The 19503-nt window shown below is 75.6% G+C and carries 10 protein-coding genes; 6 read left to right on the top strand and 4 right to left on the bottom strand.

Features of this window, described 5'->3' with window-relative positions; all coding sequences use genetic code 11:
- Positions 1-168: 168 nt before the first annotated feature.
- Positions 169-1290, bottom strand: coding sequence for an aminoglycoside phosphotransferase family protein (locus CXR04_RS32750; protein ID WP_101425823.1), 1122 nt, complete (start codon positions 1288-1290; stop codon positions 169-171).
- A 311-nt stretch (positions 1291-1601) separates the two neighbouring features.
- Here CXR04_RS32750 and CXR04_RS32755 point away from each other — a divergent pair, with 311 nt between their 5' ends.
- Positions 1602-3074, top strand: coding sequence for a DNA-binding protein NsdB (locus CXR04_RS32755; RefSeq protein WP_101425824.1), 1473 nt, complete (start codon positions 1602-1604; stop codon positions 3072-3074).
- A gap of 78 nt (positions 3075-3152) precedes the next feature.
- Here CXR04_RS32755 and CXR04_RS32760 read toward each other — a convergent pair whose 3' ends face one another.
- On the bottom strand, positions 3153-4598 hold the full coding sequence (locus tag CXR04_RS32760) for a PP2C family protein-serine/threonine phosphatase (protein ID WP_101425825.1): 1446 nt from the start codon (positions 4596-4598) through the stop codon (positions 3153-3155).
- A 287-nt stretch (positions 4599-4885) separates the two neighbouring features.
- Between CXR04_RS32760 and CXR04_RS32765 the strand changes: the two genes are divergently transcribed.
- The 5 genes from CXR04_RS32765 to CXR04_RS32785 all read left to right on the top strand — a co-directional run bounded on the left by CXR04_RS32765 (position 4886) and on the right by CXR04_RS32785 (position 17530).
- Positions 4886-6304 carry a hypothetical protein gene (locus CXR04_RS32765; protein ID WP_101425826.1) on the top strand — a complete coding sequence of 473 codons (1419 nt, stop codon included), beginning with the start codon at positions 4886-4888 and terminating at the stop codon, positions 6302-6304.
- A gap of 49 nt (positions 6305-6353) precedes the next feature.
- On the top strand, positions 6354-9998 hold the full coding sequence (locus CXR04_RS32770; RefSeq protein WP_101425827.1) for a hydantoinase B/oxoprolinase family protein: 3645 nt from the start codon (positions 6354-6356) through the stop codon (positions 9996-9998).
- 325 nt (positions 9999-10323) lie between these two features.
- Positions 10324-11853 carry a hypothetical protein gene (locus CXR04_RS32775; RefSeq protein ID WP_101425828.1) on the top strand — a complete coding sequence of 510 codons (1530 nt, stop codon included), beginning with the start codon at positions 10324-10326 and terminating at the stop codon, positions 11851-11853.
- Complete coding sequence (locus tag CXR04_RS32780) at positions 11850-12749, top strand: hypothetical protein (protein ID WP_101425829.1); 900 nt, start codon at positions 11850-11852, stop codon at positions 12747-12749. Before CXR04_RS32775 ends, CXR04_RS32780 begins: the two co-directional genes overlap by 4 nt.
- Positions 12750-12787: 38 nt before the next feature.
- Complete coding sequence (locus tag CXR04_RS32785; protein ID WP_101425830.1) at positions 12788-17530, top strand: hypothetical protein; 4743 nt, start codon at positions 12788-12790, stop codon at positions 17528-17530.
- Between the two features lie 48 nt (positions 17531-17578).
- Here the strand turns inward: CXR04_RS32785 and CXR04_RS32790 are convergent, their stop codons facing one another.
- A complete protein-coding gene (locus tag CXR04_RS32790; RefSeq protein ID WP_159072414.1) occupies positions 17579-18235 on the bottom strand; it encodes a hypothetical protein in 657 nt (218 codons plus the stop codon).
- 16 nt (positions 18236-18251) lie between these two features.
- Positions 18252-19418: an L-histidine N(alpha)-methyltransferase gene (locus tag CXR04_RS32795; RefSeq protein WP_159072415.1), complete on the bottom strand. Its 1167-nt coding sequence runs from the start codon at positions 19416-19418 to the stop codon at positions 18252-18254.
- Positions 19419-19503 lie beyond the last annotated feature (85 nt).

A 19503-nucleotide genomic window follows, 5' to 3' on the forward strand; every position in this document is an offset into this window, starting at 1 on the left:
CAGCACTATCGGCAGACTGACAGACCGTCAATCATGTGAATGGCGAGTCGCCGCACGTCAGGCCGTTGCGCGGGACCGACGGAGCGAGGGACCGCGGAACCGCGGAACCGCGGAACCGCGGGGCGAGAGGGCGGGGTGGCGCTGTCACGGCGCGCCACCCCGCCGGGCTCACCGTGTTCCGACCGCCGCCCGCACCGCGCGGCGCGCCATCTGCACGTCGTCGTGGAGCCGGCGCAGCAGCAGCCGGTACTCCTCCCCGGCACTCATCCCGCTGTGCGCGCCGACCGGCGGCGCCGGGTCCTTCATCGCGCGCTGCACGGCGGCCTCGTACGTACGGACCTCCCGCACCAGCACCAGCATCAGGTTGACCAGGAACCCGTCCCGGTGAACCGTTCCGCCTGCCTGGGCGAGCTGGCTGATCTGCCTGCGCGCGGGCGAGCCTTCGCCCAGCACGGCCCAGAGCGTCGCCAGGTCGTACCCCGGGAGGTACCAGCCGGCCTGCTCCCAGTCCACGAGGACCGGGCCCGCGGGGGACAGCAGCACGTTCGAGAGCAGGGCGTCCCCGTGGCAGAACTGCAGGTGCCCCGGGCCGATGCCGTGCAGCAGCGTCTGGAGGTCGCCCATGTCGCGGTCGGTCAGCAGGCCCAGCTCGTGGAACCGGCCGAGCTGGGTGCCGTAGTCCAGCGGCGCGCCGAACGCCCCGGCGGGCGGCCGCCACATCCCGATCCGTACCAGCGCGGCGAGCGTCGCGCGCACGTCGGCGTGGGGCGGGACCTCCAGCGGGTGCCGCTGGAGCGCGGCGGCGCGGCCGGGGGTGCGCTCGATGACGAGCGTGCAGCTCTCCGGGTCGGCGGCGATGAGCCGCGGCACCCGCACGGGCGGCCGGGCCCGGACGAACGTACGGTAGGCAGCTATTTCCTGCTGCAGCTTCTCCACCCGCGCGGCCGACTGGTCGACCAGGCACTTCGCCACCGCCGTGGTCCGTCCGGTGGAGCCGACCAGCAGCACGGTGCGGCTGCTGCGGCGCAGCACCTGCACCGGGTGGAAGTCGGGGACGACGCGGTGCACGGAGTCGACGGCGGCGCGCAGGAGCGCGCCGTGCGGGCCGGTCAGGTCGAGCCGGCCGCTGACGGGTCGGCGTGCGGTGGCGGGAAGCTGTCGCAGGCGTGCGCCGGCGGCCGGCGCGCGGCCCGGGTCGAGGAAAGGCGCCCCGCCGGCCGCGGTCCGGTGCGGGGCCGGGGGGCGTACCGTACGGACGGGTGCGGACACGGATGCCGATGCTGCATACATGGGCGAGACAGATCCCTTCAGGCACGGGCCGGTTGCGCGCCGCGGGCCACCGTCCGCTGCCGTACCCTCCCTGGTCATTCGTCCGGGTGACCGGCTGGGGGTGCCGGTTCCCGGCCGCTGAGCCCGGGATATCCGGGTGGGCAGTGCGGCTGGCATGTGCCCCGTTCTCCGGGGCCGGTTGGCGCAGTCATAGCCCACACCGCTATACGGGTGGCACACCATCTGGCGCACCCTGGCGAACCCTGGCGAATGCTCGCCGGGTCTTCGGCCCGTCGGTACTGTCAAGTGAGCCGAGACCCTGGGGGCTTGACGTGAGCAAGGGACCCAACACCAGGCTCGCCGACCTGTTCGGGATGACCGGCTGGTCGAAGGGCGAGCTGGCGAGGCTGGTCAATCGGCAGGCGGCGGCCACCGGCCACCCCCAGCTCTCGACCGACACCTCGCGGGTGCGGCGCTGGATCGAGACGGGCGAGATCCCGCGCGAGCCGGTGCCCAAGGTGCTGGCGGCCCTGTTCACCGAGCGACTCGGCCGTGTCGTGACCACCGAGGATCTCGGGTTCGAACGGGCCGGAGGGCCCGGGCGGGTCAGGCGGCAGTCCGATGACGCACTGCCCTGGGCACCCGAGCGGACGGCCGAGGTCCTCACCGAATTCACGGGAATGGACCTCATGCTCAATCGACGCGGCCTGGTGGGCGCGGGAACGGCGCTCGCGGCCGGCTCCGCCCTGACCAGTTCCCTGCACGAGTGGCTGCACTCCGACCCCGCCGCCCCGGGCACCGCCGCCGGGAGCGGCCCCTTCAGCATCGAACCGGCGCGCTACGGCAGATACGAGGCGACGCCGGTCGGCGCGCAGGAAGTCGACGCGCTGGAACGTTCCGTCGAGGTGTTCCGCGCCTGGGACGCCGAGCGCGGCGGCGGCCTGCAGCGTAAGGCCGTCGTCGGCCAGCTCAACGAGGTCGGCGGCATGCTCGCGTACCGGCACCCGGAGCCGCTGCAGAGCCGGCTGTGGGGCGTCGCCGCGAACCTCGCCGTGCTGGCCGGCTGGATGTCGCACGACGTGGGCCTGGAGCCCACCGCCCAGCGGTACTTCGTCATCGCCGCGCACGCCGCGCGCGAGGGCGGCGACCGGCCGCGCGCCGCGGAGGCACTGTCGCGCGCCGCCCGCCAGATGATCCACCTGGGCCGGCCGGACGACGCGCTGGAGCTGATCGGACTGGCCAAGTCCGGGACGGGGCCCGGGACTCACCCGCGTACGCGCTCGATGCTCCACACCATCGAGGCGTGGGCGCAGGCGGCGAAGGGCCGCACGGGGGCGGTGCAGCGCACCCTGGGCGAGGCGGAGGACCTGTTCGCCGCCGACCGCGGGGACGAGGCGGCGCCCACCTGGATGCAGCTCTTCGACGAGGCCGACCTGCACGGCATGCAGGCCCTGGCCTACCGCACGCTTGCCGAGCACGACCCGTCCGCCGCGCTCCGGGCCCGCGAGCACGGCGAACTGGCCCTCGCCAAGCGGCCGGACGGGCGCCAGCGCTCCCAGATCCTCGACTACGTGTCCCTGGCCGCGGCGGGCTTCCTCGCCGACGACCCGGACCGGGGCGGGGACTACGCCCGGCTCGCGCTGGAGCGCATCGGCGAGAACTCCTCGCACCGCACCTGGGACCGGTTACGGGAGACGTACCGGCTGACCGCGCCGTTCTCGGACGACCCGGTGGTCAAGGCGCTGCGCGAGGAGATGAGGGACACGCTGGCCAGGGCGCCGAAGGGGCGCACGAGCCCCATCTGACGGCGGCCACCGGCGCCGCCGGAGCCGCCGTACGGGGACGGATGGGAGTGACGGGCCGGGCCGCCGGGGCGCGGTGGCTCAGCCCGTCACCCTGGCCACGAGCACGCAGGCGTCGTCCCCGCGGCGTCCGCCGCCGAACTCCTCGACGACGGCGCGCAGGCAGTCCTGCGCACCGGGTGCGGCGGCGAACCTGGGGGCGAGCGCGAGCAGCCGCTCGCGGGCCGGCTCCGGGCTGCGGGCGCCGAGGCCCGCGGTGTGCAGCAGGAGCAGGTCGCCGGGCTGTAACGGCTCGCTGACCTGCGCGTACGACGTGTCCGCCGTGGCGCCGAGCAGCACGCCTTCCGGCGCGGTCAGGGGGCGGCCGGAGCCGGCGCGGAAGAGCAGCGGCGAGACGTGCGCGGCGCGGGCCCAGCGCAGGGTGCGCGCCGCCGGGTCGTAGCGGCAGCAGACCGTGCCGACGAGCACCGGCTGCGCCGACACCTCCAGCAGCTCGTTGGCCCGGCCGAGGAGCGCGGCGGGATCCGTACCGCCGAGGGCCATGCCGCGCAGGGCGCCGAGGAGCATCGTCATCCCGGCGGCGGCCGGGACGCCGCGGCCGGCGACGTCGCCGACGCCGAGGAGGGTGTCGCCGCCTGGCAGCGGCAGCGCGTCGTACCAGACGCCGCTGACAGGGGTGTCGGCGGCGGCCGGAAAGTGATGTCCGGCCACGGTCAACGCGGCCGGGTCACCGGCCGGCAGGTGGACGGCGCCGTGCCACGGGGGCAGCACCGACTCGTGCAGCTCCTGTGCGATGCGCCGCTCGGCGGCGGCGAAGTGCCGCTCGCGCTGGAGCGCGGACTCCGACTCCCGCACCGTCCGGCGGCTGCGGCGCAGCTCGGTGACGTCGCGTACGACCGTCCACATCGACTCGGTCGCGCCCCCGGCGTCCAGGACGGGTTCGCCGACGACGTGCAGGGTGCGCGGCGCCCCGTCCGGGCGGCGGATGCGGAACTCGCCGTCGATCGGCTTGCCGTCGACCAGGCAGTCCGTGACCATCGCGGTCAGCCGCGGCTGGTCGGCGGGGTCGAACCAGGACGGCAGGTCGTCCAGCGACAGCGGGCCGTCGCCGGGGTCCCTGCCGAAGATGTCGAAGAGGTCGTCCGACCAGTCGACGATGTCCGAAAGCAGATGCCACTCCGCGCTGCCCACCCGGGGCTGCGGCCGGTCCAGCGGGTCCGCGGGGAACAACCCTTCCGGCCCTGCGCCCTCCTCGCGGTCCGCGTCGACCGGGTGACCCGAGCGCAACTGCCCGAGCTGGACCGTCAGGCAGTCGAGCTGCCGCGCGGCGAGGTCGCACAGCGCGCGCTGCCAGCGCAGCTCGGCCTCCTCGGCGTCCCCCGCGGCGGCGATCGTCTCCCGCCGCACCGCCTCCAGGCTGCCGCGCAGCCGGGCGATCTGGCCGAGGAGCGTGGCCACCGCGCTGCGCTCGGGCTGCTGCGGCGCGTGCGGGCCCGCGGCGCGGGGGAGTCGTGAGGCGGCGGCCATGGCGTGATCTCCGATACCTTCCGGCCCGGGCTCCGGCGTCGTTGCCGGCCTGCGGTTCGCCGTTACGACTGTGGCACAGGCGACGACGCTGCGTAAGGCGTTTCGCGAGACCCGAGCAGATGCTTTTGGCATATGCCCGCCGTCCGGTTCACAACCGCACTTCACCCGCCCTCCGCACTCCAGTAAGCTGCCGCGGCAATGGAGCCGGCAGCCGGTCGGTGGCCCGGTCTGTCCGTTCCGCGGAAAATTCCGTTGCCAGCGGTCCCACCACCCCGGATGCTGACGTCATGTTCGAGCCAGCCATAGCGCCCAGCGGCACCCTCCTCGGCCTCCTCCAGCGAGGCCGGGGCGACGGGACCCTGCACGCACTCGCCGCGCCGAGGGCAGAAGCCCTCCAGGCGCTGTACGAGTGCGTGATCGACGACCCCAGGCACGACTGGCAGGTGGAGAACCGCTCGCTCTATTACGCCCGGCTCTGCCTGGAGCTGGACGCCCCCGTGGATGCCCTCGCCGACCACCTCTTCGCCCCCGACGACGTGCTGCGCCCCGATGAGCAGCGCACCGGGCTCACCCTCTCCGTCCTCGGCCACCTCGCCTCGTACGGCCGCGACGACGCCCTGAAGCTCCTCCGCCGCTACGCCGCCGCCGGCGGCTGCTGGCAGTGGGCGCTCGACGAGCTCGCGCTGCGTGACGACGACGCCGGGCTGCGCGCCCTCGCCCCACACGTGCTGGCCCGCTTCCCGCGCACTCCCGAGGGCGAGCGCGAGCTGGCCGCGGAGATGTGCGGCGCGTTCGAGCCCCGGCCCTGGCGGCTGTGGGCCGAGGACCCCGGGCTGGGCGCCCGGGTGCGCGCTGCACAGGAGCAGGAGAGTTTCGACCGCTGGCAGCGCCAGCTCCGCTCCCGCGGCCCGCGGCCGGGCTGGAACGTGGCCGAGATCCTCCAGTGGGCGCAGGACGGCCTGGAACAGTACCCGGCGCAGCCCCGGCACGCCGCCGCGGCCCGCTGCCTCGCCGCCGTCGCGGGGCCCGAGGACCGGCCGGAACTGATCGCCGCGGCCCGCGCCGGCGGCGACGGCGCCCGCGCCGCCGCCGTCGCGCACCTCGCGGCGACCGGCGACCCCGAGACGTACGACCTCATCGAGGCCGCCGCCTGCGGTCCTTCCGAGATCCTCGCCGAGGCCGCGCTCGCCACCTTCGGCCGGATGTGCTCCACCGCCGCCCTCGGCACCGCCCGCCGCTGGGCGGGCCGCGAGGACGCGCTCGGCACCGCCGCCGGGGTGATGCTCGCCCGCCGCGGCGCCGCGCGCGACGCCCGTGCCGTACGGGCCGTGCTGCTGCGCCGCGTGCGCGACGGGGGTCCGGACGCGGCGGAGCTGTGCGATCTCGTCGCCGGCGCCGGCCGGCTGGCGATCGCCTCCGCCGCCCCCGTGCTGCGGCACATCTACCGCGAGACGGGCAGCTCGCAGCTCCGCGGCGTCACCGCCCGCGCGCTGGCCGCCACCGACCCGTCGTTCCCCGCCTCCTTCGCCGTCGAGTGCCTGTGGGACTGCGAGGACACCACCCGCGAGATCGGCGCCCGGCACGCCGAGACCGCCGACGCCCGCGTCGTCGCCCGGCTGCGCAGCCTGGCCGCCGACCCGGCGGAGGACGGCGACGTGCAGAGCACCGTACGCACCCGCATCACCCCGGACGGCGCCGCCGGCTGACCCCGTCACGCATCCTTCACGTACGGTCGCGCCCTGCGACAATGAGCGCATGACGGCGCGCTGGCAGTTCTGGATCGACCGCGGCGGCACGTTCACCGACGTGGTGGGCAGACGACCGGACGGCACCCTCGTCGCCCGCAAGCTGCTTTCGCACGACCCCGGGCGCTACGGCGCCCACGACGACGCCGCCGTCGCGGGCGTGCGGCTGCTGCTCGGGCTCGGGCCCGACGAGCCAGTGCCCGCGGAGCGCGTCGAGGTGGTCAAGATGGGCACCACCGTCGCCACCAACGCACTCCTCGAACGGAAGGGCGAGCCGACGGTCCTCGTGGTCACCGAGGGGTTCCGGGACGCGCTGCGGATCGCGTACCAGAACCGGCCGCTGCTCTTCGAGCGCCGCATCCTCAAGCCCGAGGCGCTGTACGAGCGGGTGATCGAGGTCCCCGAGCGCGTCGGCGCCCACGGCGAGGTCGTCCGCGCGCTGGACCTCGATGCCGCGCGGGCGGCGCTGGCGGACGCGTACCGCGACGGGTACCGCAGCGCGGCCGTCGTCCTCGTGCACGGCTACCGGTACGCGGATCACGAGCGGGCCGTCGCCGAGGAGGCCCGCCGGGCGGGCTTCACGCAGATCAGTCGCGGGCACGAGGTCAGCCCGCTGATGAAGCTCGTGCCGCGCGGCGACACGACCGTCGTCGATGCCTACCTGTCGCCGATCCTGCGCCGGTACGTCGACCGGGTGGCCGGCGAACTCCCCGGCATCCGGCTGCAGTTTATGCAGTCCAACGGCGGCCTGCGCGAGGCCACGCACTTCCGCGGCAAGGACGCCGTGCTCTCCGGGCCCGCGGGCGGGGTCGTCGGCATGGTCCGCTCCTCGGCGGAGGCGGGCCACGACCGCGTCATCGGCTTCGACATGGGCGGCACGTCCACCGACGTGTCGCACTACGCGGGCGAGTTCGAGCGCGACTTCGACACGCGGGTGGCGGGCGTACGGATGCGCGCGCCGATGCTCAGCATCCACACCGTGGCCGCCGGCGGCGGCTCCATCCTGCACTTCGACGGCCGCCGCTACCGGGTCGGCCCCGACTCCGCGGGCGCGGTTCCCGGGCCCGCCTGCTACCGCCGCGGCGGTCCGCTGACCGTCACCGACGCCAACGTCATGCTCGGCCGCGTCCAGCCGCGGCACTTCCCCGCCGTCTTCGGCCCCGGCGGCGACCAGCCGCTCGACGGCGAGGCGGTGCGGCGGGCGTTCACCGACCTGGCCGAGACGTCCGCCGCCGCCACGGGCGACCGGCGCTCGCCGGAGGAGGTCGCGGCCGGGTTCCTCGACATCGCCGTGCTCAACATGGCCAACGCGGTCAAGAAGATCTCCGTGCAGCGCGGCCACGACGTCACCCGGTACGCGCTCACCAGCTTCGGCGGCGCCGGCGGCCAGCATGCCTGCGCGGTCGCCGACGTGCTCGGCATCTCCACCGTCGTCGTCCCGCCGCACCCGGGCGTGCTCTCCGCGTACGGCATCGGGGTCGCCGCGGCGACGGCGATGCGGGAGCAGGCCGTGGAGGCGGAGCTGACCGGGGAGTCGATGCCGCGGATCCGGCAGGTCTGCGCGGAGCTGGCGGAGCGGGCCGCGGCGGACCTCACGGACGAGGGCATTCCGGCCGCCGCGGTGGACACCGCAACGCGGGTGCACCTGCGGTACGCGGGCACCGACTCGGCGATCGCCGTGCCGCTGGCGGCGGAGGCGGAGATGCGGGCGGAGTTCACCGCCGTGCACCGCAGGCGGTTCGCGTTCACGATGGACAAGCCGATCGTCGCCGAGGCCGCGTCCGTCGAGGCCGCCGCCGAGCAGGCGCCCACCACGCGGGAGGAGGTCGGCGAGGCCGCCCGCACCGGGGGCGCGCCGCAACCCGCCGACTGCGTACGGATCTTCACCGACGGGCAGTGGCGCGAGGCCGGGCTGTTCCAGCGCGCGGAGCTGCGCGCGGACGACACCGTCACCGGACCCGCGATCATCGCCGAGGAGGGCTCCACCACCGTCGTCGACCCCGGCTGGCAGGCCGCCGTGCACCACCGCGGCCACCTCACGCTCACCCGCGTCCGGCCGCGGCCCGCGACGCAGGCGGTCGGCACGGGCGTGGATCCCGTGATGCTGGAGGTCTTCAACAGCCTCTTCATGGCGATCGCCGAACAGATGGGCGTACGGCTGGAAAGCACCGCCCACTCCGTCAACATCAAGGAACGGCTCGACTTCTCCTGCGCCCTGTTCGACGCCGAGGGCAACCTGATCTCCAACGCGCCCCACATGCCCGTGCACCTGGGGTCGATGGGGGAGTCCATCAAAGAGGTGCTGCGCCGCAACCGGGACGGCGGCCACGGGCTGCGGCCGGGTGACGTCTACGCGATCAACGACCCCTACCACGGCGGCACCCACCTGCCGGACGTCACCGTCGTCACGCCCGTCTTCGACACTGTGACATCAGCGGCTGGCGCCGCGGGCGGGCGACAACTGCTGTTCCTCGTCGCCTCCCGCGGCCACCACGCCGAGATCGGCGGCATCACGCCCGGGTCGATGCCCGCGTTCAGCCGCACGATCCAGGAGGAGGGCGTCCTCTTCGACAACTGGCTGCTCGTCCGCGACGGCGAGCTGCGCGAGGCCGAGACGCGCCGGCTGCTGACCTCCGGCCCGTACCCCTCGCGCGCGCCCGATGCCAACCTCGCCGACCTGCGCGCCCAGATCGCCGCGAACAACAAGGGCATCGACGAACTTCGCCGCATGATCGGCATGTTCGGCCTGGACGTCGTGCAGGCGTACATGGGGCACGTGCAGGACAACGCCGAGGAGTCCGTGCGGCGCGTCATCGCCGCCCTCGGGGACGGTACGTACCGCTACGAGACGGACGCCGGCGCGGCCATCGAGGTCGCCGTGCGCGTCGACCGCGACGCGCGCGGCGCGGTGGTCGACTTCACCGGCACCTCGCCGCAGCAGCCCGGCAACGCCAACGCGCCCAGCTCGGTCGTCATGGCCGCCGTGCTCTACGTCTTCCGCACCCTGGTCGCCGAGGACATCCCCCTCAACAGCGGCTGCCTGAAGCCGCTGGACGTGCGCATCCCGCCCGGCTCGATGCTGGCGCCGGAGTTCCCCGCGGCCACCGTCGCCGGGAACGTCGAGACCTCCCAGGCCGTGACGGGCGCGCTGTACGCGGCGCTCGGCGTCCAGGCCGAGGGCTCCGGGACGATGAACAACCTCACCTTCGGCAACGACAAGGCGCAGTACTACGAAACCATCGCCTCCGGCTCCGGCGCGGGCGACGGCTTCCCCGGCGCGGACGTCGTGCAGACGCACATGACCAACTCCCGCCTCACCGACCCCGAGGTGCTGGAGTGGCGCTACCCGGTGCGCGTCGAGGAGTTCGCGGTACGGGACGGCAGCGGCGGCCGGGGCTGCTGGGAGGGCGGCCGCGGTGCGGTGCGGCGCATCCGGTTCCTGGAGCCGATGACGGTGACGCTGCTGACCGGCCACCGCCGGGTGGCCCCGTACGGCATGGCGGGCGGTGCGCCGGGCGCACTCGGCCACAACGCCATGGAGCGCGCGGACGGCAAGGTGGAGCCGCTGAAGGGCTGCGACACGGTGGAGGCGGACGCGGGCGACGTGCTGGTGGTCGAGACCCCGGGCGGCGGCGGCTACGGCGAACCGGACTGAGCGAACGCAGGGTTCGGGTACGCCGCGCGCCTGCGGCGCGTGAAGGCGATCGCGGTTCATGGCGGCGTCCGCGGTGTCCGGCCGGGCTCGCGGCGTCGGCCGCAGGCCGCGCCCTGGGCAGCCGTCCGGCCCCCGCGCGGCACCTGCCCGACAGCCGAGCGCTGCGGCCGTCGCGTCCGCCCGCCCAGGGCCCCGGCCCCTTCGCGCAGGTCGCCGGTCCGGCGCCGCTCGCCGGATCCGGCCGCCCTCCCGACCCGCCGTCCGGGCCGGAGGCCAGTGCGTGCCGTTTCGGCCGATGTCGGTGGCACCGCCTAATCTGTCCGTCGTGACTGCTCCGACCACCGCGACGCCCGCGCCCGGCGCGCCGCGGCCCGCTCCGGGTCCTGCCGCCGACGAGGGGCTGGCCCGCCGGCTGCGCGCCCTGGCGTGCACGGCCCCGCTGCACGACCTGGACGCCCGCAAGGCGATGCTCGCCGGCGAGTTCGGGGTGTACGCGATGGCGGAGGTGGCCCTCTCCGCCATCGATCTGGTCACGCTGCAGATGGACTTCGACACCGGCGCCGAGCCCGACGAGGTCATCGCCCGGCTGCTGCCGCGCGTCGCCGCCCAGGCGCCGCTGCGCCCCCGCGCCGAGCACGAGCGGGTGGCGCACTGGGTGCTGGACAGCCTCGTCAACGTCGGCAGCGTCGACCGCGGCTTCCGCGCGGTGTACGGCACCTTCGGCCACGACGGCGCGTACGTGCGCAGGGAGTACGACTTCAAGCTCCTCGAAGAGGTCCCCGGACCCGGCGGCGCCGTCTATCTGCGCACCACCGACGAGGCCGTCAACGTGCTGGTGGGTGCGCTCGACACCGACGTCACCAGCGCGCAGATCGCCGCCGAGGTCAAGCTCGAAGTCCTCATCAGCCGCGGCCGGCTCGCCGACGCCCAGCTCGCCGCCGAGCAGGCCCGCTACCGCACCGTGCAGTACGCAGAGACGCTGCGCCGCGCCCTGGAGGCCACCCGGCGCAACGTGCGCGCGGTCGACTGGCTCCGGACCGTGCCGGCGATGATCGACGAGGCGCTGGACCACGTCGCCGACCGGTACCGGCACGAGAACGCCATCCTCACCAACATCCGCCGCGCCCGCGACGAAGCGGAGGACCCCGACCACAAGCGCCGCGCCGCCGAGCTGGTCGACATCGTCAAGGACTGCATCCGCCGCCACACCCAGCTCCAGACCCGGCTGCTGGACGCCGGCCCGCTGTTCCGCGCCGAGCAGGACCGGCAGGCGTTCGCACCGCCCGCCGCCCGCACCGGCGTCGACCTCTACGGCCAGCTCCTCGCCCCGGTGCTGCCCCTGCCCGTCTCCGCCGCCCACCGCGTCACGGACGCCTTCTTCGCCCGCGGCACCGGGCTGCGCGCCCCGCACGCCGTACGCCTCGCCGACCTCGCCGAGCTGCTGCTGACGCCCCCGCTGGAACGGGCCCACCTGGGCGCCGAGATGCCCGAGCCCGACCTCGTCGCCACCCCGGACGACAGCCGGTTCAGCGAGGAGCAGCTCGCCGCCGCGGGCGAGCTGCTGGACCTGCCGCCGGACGCGCCGCGCCGGCTGTCCGGGCTGCTCGCCGACGCCCGCCGCCGCGACCCCGGGCTGCCGTATCTGGTCGCCCTCCTCGCGGTGCACGCCGCGGGCCCCGCGGTGGGGACGGCGTACCGGCAGGGCCGCCCCTCCGGAACGACCAGGCTGCTGTTCGCCGTGGACGACGGGACGCAGATGGAGGACGCCGAGTTCGGCGGCGCGGACCTCATCGTCGGCACGGCACTGCTGGACGCCGCCGGGATGGCGGCAGGTCGAACGGAGGCCGCCTCGTGACCCCCGACCCCGCGACCGCCCCCGGGACGGCCGCCGCGACCGGGAGCGCCGACGGGCACCCGCCCGCGGTCACCCCGGCCGACGCCGCCGACGCCGCCCGCCTGGTCTCCTTCGGCCTCCAGCCCAAGCTGCTGCCCGCCCGCGACCTGGAGTACGCGGAACTGCTCAGGCGCTACCGGGAAGAGCCGCCCTTCGCCCGCCTCGCCGACGCCGTCGCCACCGGCCTCGGCCTGGTCGTGCTGGAGGTCTCGACCCGTACGGGCATGGCCGTCACCGCCGCCGAGGACTCCGTCTTCGCCGTCCGCATGGGCGACTACGCGCGCCGTGCCGCCACCGACTCGGCCGACCGCTTCCTGCACGGCCTGGCCCATCTCGCCGTTGCCGCCATGGCGTTCCCGCGCCCCGAGGACCTGGCGGACGACGGCTACATCGGCCGCGTCAGCGTCAACGGCGTCGACGCCTTCGTCCGCCAGGCGTGCCGCCGCCTGGAGGAGCGCGCCGAGGGGGCCGGCGAGAACACGGACCCGGCCGAGGGCGAGCGCGGCCTGGAGGCCGCCTGGCGGGTGTACGCGCGCCGCAGCGCCACCGGCGCCACGAAGGACGCCCGCCGGCTCGCCGGCTCCACCACCGGCATCATCGGCAAGGCCATGGCGTTCCTCACCGACTCCGGCTTCCTCCAGCGCACGTCGGACGACGCCGGCGGCACGTACCGCACCACCGCCCGCTACCAGTTGCAGGTGCGGGACATGGCGGGCAGCGCGGCCATGTCCGAGCTGCTGGAGCTGGGCGTCGTGCCTGTCGCCGACGGCAGCGCGACCCTGGTGCCCGCCGCCGACGACGGCGAGATCGCCGGCGGCGCGCTGCCGTTCTTCCCCAGCCAGCACGAGCGGGCCTGACGGCCGGTCGAGACGTCACGAGCGAAGGCCGCAATCGCATGTACGAGCTGTCCCGCATCCGCCTCTACTCCATCGGACCCGCCGGTGCGCGGTACGCCGACACCGTGCTCGACCTGCGCGGCGTCGGCGCCGAGGTGCCCCAGCCGGCGCCCGCCCAGGGCGACTTCTTCGCCGCCGAGCCGACCGGCCCGCTGCGCCGGCCCGCGCCCGCGGGCGTGCTCTTCCTGGAGAACGGCGGCGGCAAGTCCGTCCTGCTGAAGCTGATCTTCTCCGTGATGCTGCCCGGCCACCGCAACACCCTGGGCGGCGCCAGCTCCGGCGTGCTGCGCAAGTTCCTGCTCGCCGACGACACCGGGCACGTCGCGCTGGAGTGGCAGCACACCGTCACCGGCGAGCAGATCGTCGTCGGCAAGGTGAGCGAGTGGCGCGGCCGACAGGTCTCCGGCGACCCGCGGAAGTTCGCCGAGGCGTGGTATTCGTTCCGCCCCGGGCCCGGGATGGGCCTGGACGCGCTGCCGGTCGCCGAGTCCGCGGCGGTGCGCCCCGCCGCCGAGGGTGCCTCCGGCGCGCACGGGCGGCGGCGCACGATGAAGGGCTTCCGGGACGTACTGACCGAGGCCGGCAAGGCGTACCCGCACCTGGACGTGGCGTGGGAGGAGATCCACGAGCGGTGGAACGAACACCTGACGCGCCTCGGCCTCGATCCGGAACTCTTCCGCTACCAGCGGGAGATGAACGCCGACGAGGGCGAGGCCGCCGGGCTGTTCGCGGTGAAGAACGACTCCGACTTCACCCACCTGCTGCTCCGCGCCGTCACCGACACCCGCGACACCGACGGGCTGGCCGACCTCGTCCACGGCTTCGCGCACAAGCTCGGCCGCCGCGCGGAACTGACCGCGGAACGCGACTTCACCGCCGGCTCCCTGGACCTCCTCGCGCACATCGTCGCGGGCGCGGAGCAGCGTGCCCGTACCCGCGACATCCTCGGCGGTGCCGAGCGCCGGGCCCGGGCGCTGGCCGCGCGGCTCACGGCGCGGGCCGACGCGGAGCGCGCCAGGGCGGGGGAGCTGGCCGGCCAGGAGCGGACGGCCGCGGAGCGGGTGACGGCGGCCGAGTCGTCCCGGCGCCGCAGCGAACTGATCGCCGCGGAGCTGGCGTACCGGCACGCGTCGCTGGCGCTTGCCGCCGCGGAGAAGAGCGCCGCGGGCAAGCGCCGCGAGCTGACCGACGCCCGTACGCTGCACGCCGCCTGGCAGGCCGCGGAGGCGGTGCTGCGGCACCGCGCCGCCGCCGACCGGGCGGCGCGCGTCTCCGTCGCCATCCGCGAGGCCGAGCGCGACGCCGCCCCGGCGCTCGCCGCCCGCGCGACGGCGGCCACCGGGCTCGTACGCGCGCTGCACGCCGCAGCCCGCGACGGCGAGACGCTGGCGGCGGAGCAGGAGGAGCGCTCGGCCGTCCTCCAGCAGGAATCCGAGACGGCGCACGCCGACGCGGTCGCCGCCGCCACGCGGGCGCAGCGCGCCCGCAGCGAGACGGACCACCTGCGCCAGCGGCTCGCGGAGGTCGAGCAGGAGACGGCGGAGGCGGTACGGGCCGGGTGGCTCGACACCGACCCCGCCGCCCCCGACACGGACCCGGCCCGCGCGGCCCTCGTCGCCGGGGACGCCGAGAAGGCGGCGGTCGCCGCCTGGGACGAGGCCCGCGGGGCGGCCCGTACGGCGACGGACCACGCCCGCGAGACGGCGGCGGCCCTGGCCCGCGCGGAGCTGGCCGCGGCCCGCGCCACGGACGCGGCGGAGGCGGCCGAGGCGTCGTACGGCACGGAGCGCCGCGCGGCGGAGTCGCTGGCGGGGGAGCGGCGGCTGGTGGAACTGCTGGGCCTGCCGGAGGTGGGGACCGAGGGCGGAGAACACCGGGCGCTGAGCGCCGTGGAGTTCGACCGGGCGGCCGACGAGCTGCGGACCCTGCTCGACGCGCGGGTCACGGACGACGAGCGGCGGCTGTTCGACCTGCGCACCGCCGCCGGGGACGACGCCCGGATCCTCGCCGCGCTCGGCGACGGCGGGCTGCTGCCGCCCGGTCCCGACGTGCTGGCCGTCGTGGCCTGCCTCGGCGAGCACGGCATTCCCGCACTGCCCGGCTGGCGTTACCTCGCCCAGGCCGTCGACCCGGCCGACCACGCCGCCGTGCTCGACGCCCGCCCGGAGCTGGTCGACGGCGTCGTCATCACCGACCCGGACACGCACGCCCGCGCCCGCGAGGTGCTGCGCGAAGCGGCGCTGCTGCCCCGCTCGGCCCTCGCCGTGGGCACGGCCGCCGCGCTCCTCGCGCCGCCGCCGCCCACCGGGGAGCGCGACGGCGGCGTGTTCCTCGTGCCGCCCAACCCGGCCATGCACGACGAGCGCGCCGCAGACGACGAACGCCACGCCCTGCGCGCCCGCGCCGCCGACCGCGACGAGCAGATCCGCGTCCTGGCCGCCCGCCTGGCGGCCGACCGGACGCTGGCGGCCCGGCTGGCTTCGTGGCGTACGGGCTGCCCCGCAGGCCGGCTGGCGGAGCTGGCCGACGCCGCGGAGTCGGCTCGTACGGCATCGGCCGCGGCGGACGAGGCGCTGATCCGCGCCCGCGCCGAGGCCGAGGACGCCGCGGCCGCCGCCGAGGAGACCACCCGGGCCCGCGAGGAGCGCCAGGAGCAGGCCCAGCGCGCCCGCCGCAGCGCCGACGCCCTGGCGGGCCTGGCCCACCGCCTCCGCGAGCGCTCCGGCTGGCAGGCCCGCCGCCGCGAACTCGCCGACGAGGCCCTGGAGTACGAGGCCCGGGCCGCCGACTGCACCACCCGCGCCCGCGCCGCCGACGAGGACCGCCGCGACGCCCAGCGCGCCGCGGACGACGCCCGCCGCACGTCGCGCGCGCTCCGCGCGGAGCGCGCGGAGATCGCGGGCGTGGCCGAGGAGCTGGAGGCCGAGGCGGCGGAGGCCGGTGGCAGCCCGTCGCCCGAAACGCTCCAGGAGCAGGACCAGACGGCTGCGGACGCCGGCACCGATCCCGCCGCCGACGCCCCGCGCCCCGAGGGCGGTGCCCGGCACCGGGCCCGGCTCGCCCAGGCCGCCGCCGCGGACGCGGCCCGCGCCTCGCTGCCCGCGCTGCGGGAGGCGTACCGGGCCGCCTCCCAGCTCTACGAGAAGGTCGGCGTCGGCGCCGATCTGCGCGCCGAGCAGGCGCGGGCCGAGAGCGAGGAGTCCGCCGCGATCGCGGAGCTGAACCGGCTCAGCAACAAGGTCCGTACCCGCGCCGCCACCCTCCTCGCCGGGGCCGACGGCGCCGACGCGCCCTCGCGGCAGGCCGCGGCCGCCCGCGCCGAGTCCGTCGTGCACCTGCTGGAGTCCCGCTCCGCCGCCGCCAGCGAGACCCTGGGCCGGCTGCGCGGCGACGCGGAACGGCTCGCGCCCGCGGCGGGCGAGGCGCACACCGAACTGCCCGCCGACCTCGTGCCGGACGGCGCCGAGCAGGCCCAGGCACTGCTGCGGTCCGCCGCCGCCACCGCCGCCGAGCGCGCCGACGAACTCGCCGCCGCCACCGAGGCGCACGCCGGGCTGCGCCGCGCCTGCGCCGCCGCCGAGGACGCCGCCGGCGCCTTCGCCGAGACCGCCGCCATGCTGCGCGACCTGCTCCGCGGTCCCGCCGCGGGCGAGGAGCAGGACGACGCGGGCGAGGCGGAGCCGTTCCCCGGCGGGCTGGACGGCGCCCGGCAGGCCGCCGCCGAGTCCCGCCGCTCGCTGCGCGGCTGCGCCGCGGACCTGGCCACCGCCGACTCCGCCCTGCGCGACGCGTGCGACGTCCTCGTACGGCACGCCAACTCCACCCGCTACGAGCAGGTCCGCACCCCCGCCCGGCAGCAGATCCGCGAACTGCCCGCCGCCGCCCTCCCGGAGCACGCCGCCGCCTGGGCCGGGGCCTTCGCGCCCCGGCTGCGCGTACTCACTGACGAGCTGGCGCAGTTGGAGCGCAACCGCGACGGCATCGTCGACCGGCTGCGCGGCCTGGTCGAGTCCGGCCTGGCCACGCTGCGCGCCGCGCAGCGGCTGTCCCGGCTGCCGGAGGGGCTGGGGGAGTGGTCGGGCCAGGAGTTCCTGCGCATCCGCTTCGAGGACCCCGACCAGGCGACCCTGGCCGAGCGCCTGGGCGAGGTCATCGACGAGGCCACGCGCGCGGCCGTACGCAAGAACAGCGACCTGCGCCGCGACGGCACGACCCTGCTGCTGCGCGGCGTGGACGCCGCGATGGAGCCCAAGGGCGTGGCGGTGGAGATCCTCAAGCCGGACGCGGTGCTGCGCGCGGAGCGGGTGCCCGTCGGGCAGATGGGCGACGTGTTCTCCGGCGGCCAACTGCTCACCGCCGCCATCGCGCTGTACTGCACCATGGCCGCCCTCCGCGGCAACGACCGCGGCGACGACCGGCACCACCACGCGGGCACGCTCTTCCTCGACAACCCCATCGGCCGCGCCAACGCCACCTATCTGCTGGAGCTGCAACGCGCCGTCGCCGACGCCCTCGGCGTGCAGCTCCTCTACACCACGGGCCTGTTCGACACCACGGCGCTCGCGGAGTTCCCCCTGGTGATCCGGCTGCGCAACGATGCGGACCTGCGCGCGGGACTGAAGTACATCACCGTCGAGGAGCACCTGCGCCCCGGACTGCCGGCCCAGCGGGACGGAGAGGAGACCTCGGTCGGCGAGGTGACGGCGACCCGCATCTTCCGCCGCCCGCCCGCGGCGACGTAGCGGCGGCCCCTTCGGGTACGGATCGGGTACGGAGCCGGCCGGCCGCGCTCAGCGGCCCGGCTCCACCGCCCGCCCCGGCCCCCGGTCCGCGGCCAGCGCCTCGACCACCTCGGGCTTGTCCCGGTACCGGGTGCGCAGCAGCTCCTCGATCGCGTCCCGCAGGCGGCGGGTCTCGTCCAGGTGGCCGCCGTCGCGGTGCAGGTCGCGGTCGATGCGCAGCAGCTCCGGGCCGTCGGCCTCCACGACGAAGCTGCGCAGCTCCGCCAGGTCCAGACGGCGGTTGAACTCCCGTACCGCGTCGCGCCACTGGTGCAGCAGCGCCAGCAGCTCCTGGTGCTCCCGCCCGGCCAGCACGCCGGAGACCAGCGTCGCGTCCGTCGCGGACAGCATCGGCCGCGGGAAGACCCGGTGCACCGGGCGGGCCGGGTCGAGGGGCGCGAAGCGCGGATCGTCGAGGACCGCGGTGTTCTTCACCAGCTCCTCGGCGAGCGCGCGCAGCGTCTGCTTCTCCCGCTCCCGGGCCGCGGCCCGCCGCTCCGCGATCACTCCGCTCATCGCCGCGAGGATCGCCGGCACCTGGATCGCCGGCTCCCACCGGCCGCCGTCCGAGGCGCGCACCAGCCAGGCGACGCACAGCCCGAGGGCGACGACGAGCGCCGAGGCCGTGAACACCCCGTAGAACGCGCTCCGTGTCGGACGCACCATTCCCCGCGCGCCCGGCTCAGCCGAACGGGTTCGGGGCCGGGACCTCCGCCGGCGCCTCGTCGGCCGCCTCCCCCGCGGGGCGCAGCAGCACCAGGTCCATGCCGAAGCCCGTCTCGCCGAACCCGGAGTGCAGGCCGGAGCTGGTCCGGGTCACCTCCGCGGCCCCGGCGTCGGCGAGCAGCTTGCCGAGCCCGGCCGCCGAGTACTTGCGGGTGGTCAGGAGGCGGATGGTGTCCCCGTCGGGGAACTCGACGCCGCTGCGGTCGGGCAGGGTGAGGAGCACCTGCTCGCCGGTGCGGTTGCGGTAGACGACCTTGACCTTCAGCGCCCGGTCGTCCTCGACCGACGGCTCGTACTCGACGCTGGCCATGTCGATGTGCAGGTCGGTGTACTCCATGATCGCGCTGGTGACGAACTCGGCGAAGCGCGGGCTCGACCGGTACTCGCGGGCCGCCTCGTGCGCGGCGTCCTCGTCCAGCGCGGCGGAGCGGGCGACCTCCAGCAGGAAGCGGTCCTGCGGCCGCAGCAGGCTGCCGGTGAGCATCGTCAGCAGCCCCGTGTCGTCGGTGAAGTTGGCCAGCGTGTTGCCCAGCAGCGAGTACAGCACCGGCTCGTCGCCGACGAGGTGCTCCACCAGCCGGCGCAGTTCGCGCACGCTGCGTACGTTCGCGAAGTCGAGCTGCACCGGTACGACCCCGCCCATCGGCAGATCGAGGTGGCGCAGCGCCTCCCGCTGCCCCAGCCGCAGCATCTCGGGGCTGACGTCCACGGGGACGTACGTCAGGGAGCCGGGCTCCCGGCCCTGGCGCAGCCGGTCCAGGATCGTCTGGTCCTTCTGCCCGGTGCCGGTGCCCAGGCTCACGTAGTGGCGGGGCGTGCCGTCGAGTTCGCCCGCGATCTGCCGCCAGCGCTGCGCGAAGGACTCGATACTCTCCCGCATCACCGGATAGAACAGGTCGGAACAGGCGTGCACCCACGCCATGGTCGACGCGACGCCCCAGTACGAGAACCCGGACGCGATGTACTTCCCGTCGCCCGTCTCGGAGTACGGCTCCCGCAGCGCGCTGCTCATCTGGGAGAACTTCTGCGACTGGTCCTCGCCGACCACGCAGAGGGACCAGGGGGAGTCCCACCCGGACAGTGCGGCCTCAAGGCGGTGAAGCCCCCTGCTGCCTGTGGTCATACGAAACGGCCGCCCTATGAATAAGTTCCGACTCCTGCTGGTAGAACCGTAGTTGGCGGATGCAACGACAACAAGCCGAAACCGC

This window comes from Streptomyces sp. CMB-StM0423, from assembly GCF_002847285.1.
Taxonomy (GTDB): domain Bacteria; phylum Actinomycetota; class Actinomycetes; order Streptomycetales; family Streptomycetaceae; genus Streptomyces.

Coding starts and splice junctions, on each gene's coding strand:
- CXR04_RS32760 (WP_101425825.1), bottom strand. CDS start 4,598: ATGGCCGCCGCCTCACGACTCCCCCGCGCCGCGGGCCCGCACGCGCCG.
- CXR04_RS32770 (WP_101425827.1), top strand. CDS start 6,354: ATGACGGCGCGCTGGCAGTTCTGGATCGACCGCGGCGGCACGTTCACC.
- CXR04_RS32750 (WP_101425823.1), bottom strand. CDS start 1,290: ATGTATGCAGCATCGGCATCCGTGTCCGCACCCGTCCGTACGGTACGC.
- CXR04_RS32790 (WP_159072414.1), bottom strand. CDS start 18,235: ATGGTGCGTCCGACACGGAGCGCGTTCTACGGGGTGTTCACGGCCTCG.
- CXR04_RS32765 (WP_101425826.1), top strand. CDS start 4,886: ATGTTCGAGCCAGCCATAGCGCCCAGCGGCACCCTCCTCGGCCTCCTC.
- CXR04_RS32785 (WP_101425830.1), top strand. CDS start 12,788: ATGTACGAGCTGTCCCGCATCCGCCTCTACTCCATCGGACCCGCCGGT.
- CXR04_RS32795 (WP_159072415.1), bottom strand. CDS start 19,418: ATGACCACAGGCAGCAGGGGGCTTCACCGCCTTGAGGCCGCACTGTCC.